5 protein-coding genes are annotated in these 3,780 nt (G+C 65.1%); 4 read left to right on the plus strand and 1 reads right to left on the minus strand.

The annotated features are described in order from the left end of the window. The 4 genes from WBQ44_RS20145 to WBQ44_RS20160 form a co-directional block, all read left to right on the plus strand. The coding region (locus WBQ44_RS20145) for a helix-turn-helix transcriptional regulator (protein ID WP_495568439.1) at positions 1 to 151 on the plus strand (151 nt) is incomplete at its 5' end. A gap of 5 nt (positions 152 to 156) precedes the next feature. Then, positions 157 to 678 (plus strand): hypothetical protein, encoded by a 522-nt coding sequence (locus WBQ44_RS20150; protein WP_495568436.1) that lies wholly within the window; start codon positions 157 to 159, stop codon positions 676 to 678. 5 nt (positions 679 to 683) lie between these two features. Beyond that, the gene (locus WBQ44_RS20155; RefSeq protein ID WP_495568440.1) at positions 684 to 1,166 is read left to right on the plus strand and encodes a DUF2029 domain-containing protein; all 483 of its coding nucleotides are present in this window, start codon (positions 684 to 686) and stop codon (positions 1,164 to 1,166) included. A gap of 25 nt (positions 1,167 to 1,191) precedes the next feature. Continuing rightward, positions 1,192 to 2,181 (plus strand): MBL fold metallo-hydrolase, encoded by a 990-nt coding sequence (locus WBQ44_RS20160; protein ID WP_495568437.1) that lies wholly within the window; start codon positions 1,192 to 1,194, stop codon positions 2,179 to 2,181. Between the two features lie 11 nt (positions 2,182 to 2,192). Here the strand turns inward: WBQ44_RS20160 and ramB are convergent, their stop codons facing one another. Continuing rightward, complete coding sequence (gene ramB, locus WBQ44_RS20165) at positions 2,193 to 3,605, minus strand: acetate metabolism transcriptional regulator RamB (protein WP_495568438.1); 1,413 nt, start codon at positions 3,603 to 3,605, stop codon at positions 2,193 to 2,195. Between the last annotated feature and the right edge of the window lie 175 nt (positions 3,606 to 3,780).

Below are 3,780 nucleotides of genomic sequence, written 5' to 3' on the forward strand. Positions count from 1 at the left end.
GCAGGCAGAACTCGGAAAAGCCTGCGGAGTCAGCAGGCAGAGCATTGTCTCCGTCGAGGGCGGGGACTACGCACCGAGCGTGTACCTCGCTTTGAAACTCGCAAAAGCATTGAACACCACGGTCGAAACACTGTTCGGAGAAGAGGAGTGACGAGCATGAGTGCATTCACCAAGACCATGCGGTTCGTCGGCGATCTCGACGACGAGTTCTACGACGACGAACTTCAGCGCGACGTATGGAACGAGGCCTCGGCGGTCGGGTTTCAGCTGTTCATCTGGATCTCGCTCGTTGCAGCCGCCGGTCTTCCCTGGGTCGGCGGGGTCGCAGGTAGCTGGACTGCCGTCGGTGTGCTGATCGTGTATCTCACCGTCGCGTCCGCGGTACTCGCATATACCAAGGCGCGCGGTCTGGACATGCACACCTCGCAGAAGCTCACCCGCCCGCGCATCTATGCCGCGACGGTTCTGCCCATCCTCGGCGGAATCGGCGCAGTGGTAACACTCCTGGCTCATTACGGAGGCGGTACGACGCAGTACATCGCCCTCGGCGGCGCGTGCGGGGCATGCATCGGCGCAGGAGCCGGTGTCTACGGAATCGTTCGGAAGAAGCGCCTGGACCGCGAACGGGAAGCGCGCGCTGAGCAGGACGAGCTTCTCGAACTCGACAAGGAAGGGTGATCACCATGGGTGCCTTCGTCAAGACCATGCGATTCGTCGGAGACTTGGACGACGAATTCTACGACGACGAGCGCCAGCGGGATGTGTGGAACGAAGCGTCGGCAGTGGGCTTTCAGTTGTTCTACTGGGCCGCACTGGTCGCTGCAGCAGTGCTGCCCTGGGTAGCAGGTGTCACCGGCGCACGAATTGCGCTGGGAGTGCTCATCGTTGCGCTTGTGATCGGCTGCGCCACCATCGGGTATTCCGCGGTGCGAGGCGTCAACATCTACACCGCGGCCAAGTTGGGCCGAGTCCGTGGCGTGGTCGCCGCCGTGCTCTACGGTGCGGGAGCCGTCGGAGTTCTCGTCAGGCTTCAGCCCGGGGTCTACGCCGAGGCGGGCTCCCAGGTGGGCGGGCTGGTCGGTGGCGTAGTCGGTCTCGGAACAGTCGGGGCGTTGATCTGGCTGATGCGTCGACGCAGGGACCGGTTCGAGAACGAGGAACTGTGAGAGTCATGCAGTACCGTCGCTCAGCATGAGTGAGGGCGAGGGGCCGACGCAGATCGGCGACGGGGTGTGGGCGTTCCTGTGGGAACCGGGCAGCTGGGGCCAGACCAACACCGGGGTGCTCGTCGACGCCGGTGCCGCCTCGATGGTGATCGATACCGTCTGGGACACAGCGCGTGCAGCGCAGATCGCCGCCGAGACCGCCTCGCTGACGAGCGCAGCACCCGTCACCGAAGTCGTCAACACCCATTCCGACGGCGACCACTGGTGGGGCAACGACACCGTTCCCGCCGATGCTCGCATCACCACGAGCACTGCATCGCTGCACGCGATGACAGAGGAAACCCCGCCGTCGGGTGTCAACGCCTTCGCGTCGCTCGGCTCGCTGATCGGGTGGGTTCCCGGTCCGGTCGGAGCGATGGGCAGCTACATGAACCGTGTCCGCGGCGGCGCAGTGTTCCCGCGCCACCGCCCGCGCCTACCGGATCGCACCTTCGACGTCACCGAACAGATCGCCGTCGGTACCCGCGAGGTACAGCTTCGCTACCTCGGACCCGCACACACCGTCGGTGATCTCATCGCGCATGTCCCCGACGCAGGCGTCGTGTTCGCGGGCGACCTGCTGTTCATCGGTTCGACGCCGATTCTGTGGCACGGACCGCTCGGTAACTGGATCGACGCCCTCGACCACCTGCTGTCGCTCGACGCGGCCGTCTACGTTCCGGGCCACGGACCGCTGTGCACCACGACCGAAATTCGGGCGCTGCGCGACTACTGGCTGTGGGTGGACGTCGAAGGTCGCCGACACTTCGACGCCGGCGTCGACGCTACCCGCGCTGCTCGGAACATGCTGCAGTCGAAAGACTTTCACCCCTTCGCGTCGTGGGATTCGCCGGAGCGGTTGGTGTTGAGCATGTCGACGCTGTACCGCCTGTGGCAGGGAGAACCCGCTGCCCCGCCCACCCTCCTCAGAAGGGCACGCGCCTTCGCCGACGCCGGCGCCCTGCTTCGCCGCTGAACGTGGGCTCTTCAGCGCACGAGGTACGGGGACACCGAACTGCGATGCTCGTCGATGTCCAATGCCTTGCCCAGAGGGGGGAACGCGCGCTGCGGGCAGTTCGACCGCTCGCACACCCGGCACCCGGCGCCAATGGGGGTGGCCACGGCCGAGCCGTGCACGTCCAAACCGTCCGCGTAGACGAGTCGGCCCGCGTGGCGTAGTTCGCAGCCGAGGCCGATCGCGAAGGTCTTGCCCGGTTGCCCGTACCGGGCTGCGCGACGTTCGACCGTTCGGGCAATCCAGAGATACGTGCGCCCGTCGGGCATCTCGGCGATCTGCGTCATGATTTTTCCGGGATAGGCAAACGTCTCGTACACGTTCCACAGCGGGCACGTGCCGCCGCTCGACGAGAAATGAAAACCCGTCGCGGATTGCCGTTTGGACATGTTGCCGGCGCGGTCGACCCGAACGAACGAGAACGGGACTCCGCGCAGCTTCGGACGCTGAAGCGTCGACAGCCGGTGGCAGATCGTCTCGTAGCTCACCGAGAAGAATGCCGACAGGCGTTCGACGTCGTAGCGGTACTCCTCGGCGACATCGTGAAAGTGGTGATATGGCAACACGGTTGCGGCCGCAAAGTAGTTGGCGAACCCCAGGATCGCGAGCTTGCGCGACTCGTCGCTGGTGAAGCCGCCCTCGTCGACCATCTGGTCCAATAGGTCCTGGCATTCGAGGTAGGCCAGCTCGGCTGCGAACCGGAACACCTTCTGCCCGCCGGACAGGTGCGGCGAGATCTCGAGGACGCGACTATCGGGGTCGAAGCGGTGCAGGACGTTCTCGCCCAGATCGATGCGATTGACGATCTGCACGTCGTGGACCGTCTGCAGTCGCTTGGCGATCTCGCCCGCCACATCGGCACGGTGGAAGCGGATGCGCGAGGTCAGGTCCTCCGCCGCAGTGTCCAGCTCGTGCAGATAATTCTGCCGTTGATAGAAGTAGTCGCGGACTTCCTCGTGCGGCTTGCTGATGGAGCCACTTCCGCTGCCGTCGCTGAAGCGTTCCTCGGTGGCGGCTGCGAGCTGTGCCGTGGTGTTCCGGTAGCGACGATGCATGTTGACCATCGCCCGTGCCAACTGCGGATGCGACGACACCATCTGCGCGATCTCGTGCGCGTCGGCAGCGATTCCCATGTCCTGATCCAGGGCCACCTCCCGCAACTCGGCGACGAGCCGCGTGTCGTCCTCCGAGGAAAAGAACGAGGTGTCGACGCCGAACACCTCGGAGATTCGCAGCAGTACGGGAACCGTCAGCGGTCGCACGTCGTGTTCGATCTGGTTCAGATAACTCGCCGAGATGGCCAGCTGCCCGGCCAGCGCGACCTGGCTCATCTTGCGTTCGGTGCGCAACTGCCGCAGCCGCGCGCCGACGAACGTCTTGGACATGGAGGTCAGGCTACGCCTGCGAAGTATTCGCTCAGCAGCCTTCGCAGGCGACGGTTCCGAGCCACTGGCCGCCATCCACCACCCGCGCACGTTCCAGGCAACCGCGCAGGTTGCAATCTGCGCCAACGGTTGCAAGGTGCGCGAACAGCGGCGGGTGCACACGCAGCCGGGTTGA

The sequence above is a fragment of the Rhodococcus sp. (in: high G+C Gram-positive bacteria) genome, assembly GCF_049591685.1.
In the GTDB taxonomy this organism is placed as follows: domain Bacteria; phylum Actinomycetota; class Actinomycetes; order Mycobacteriales; family Mycobacteriaceae; genus Rhodococcoides.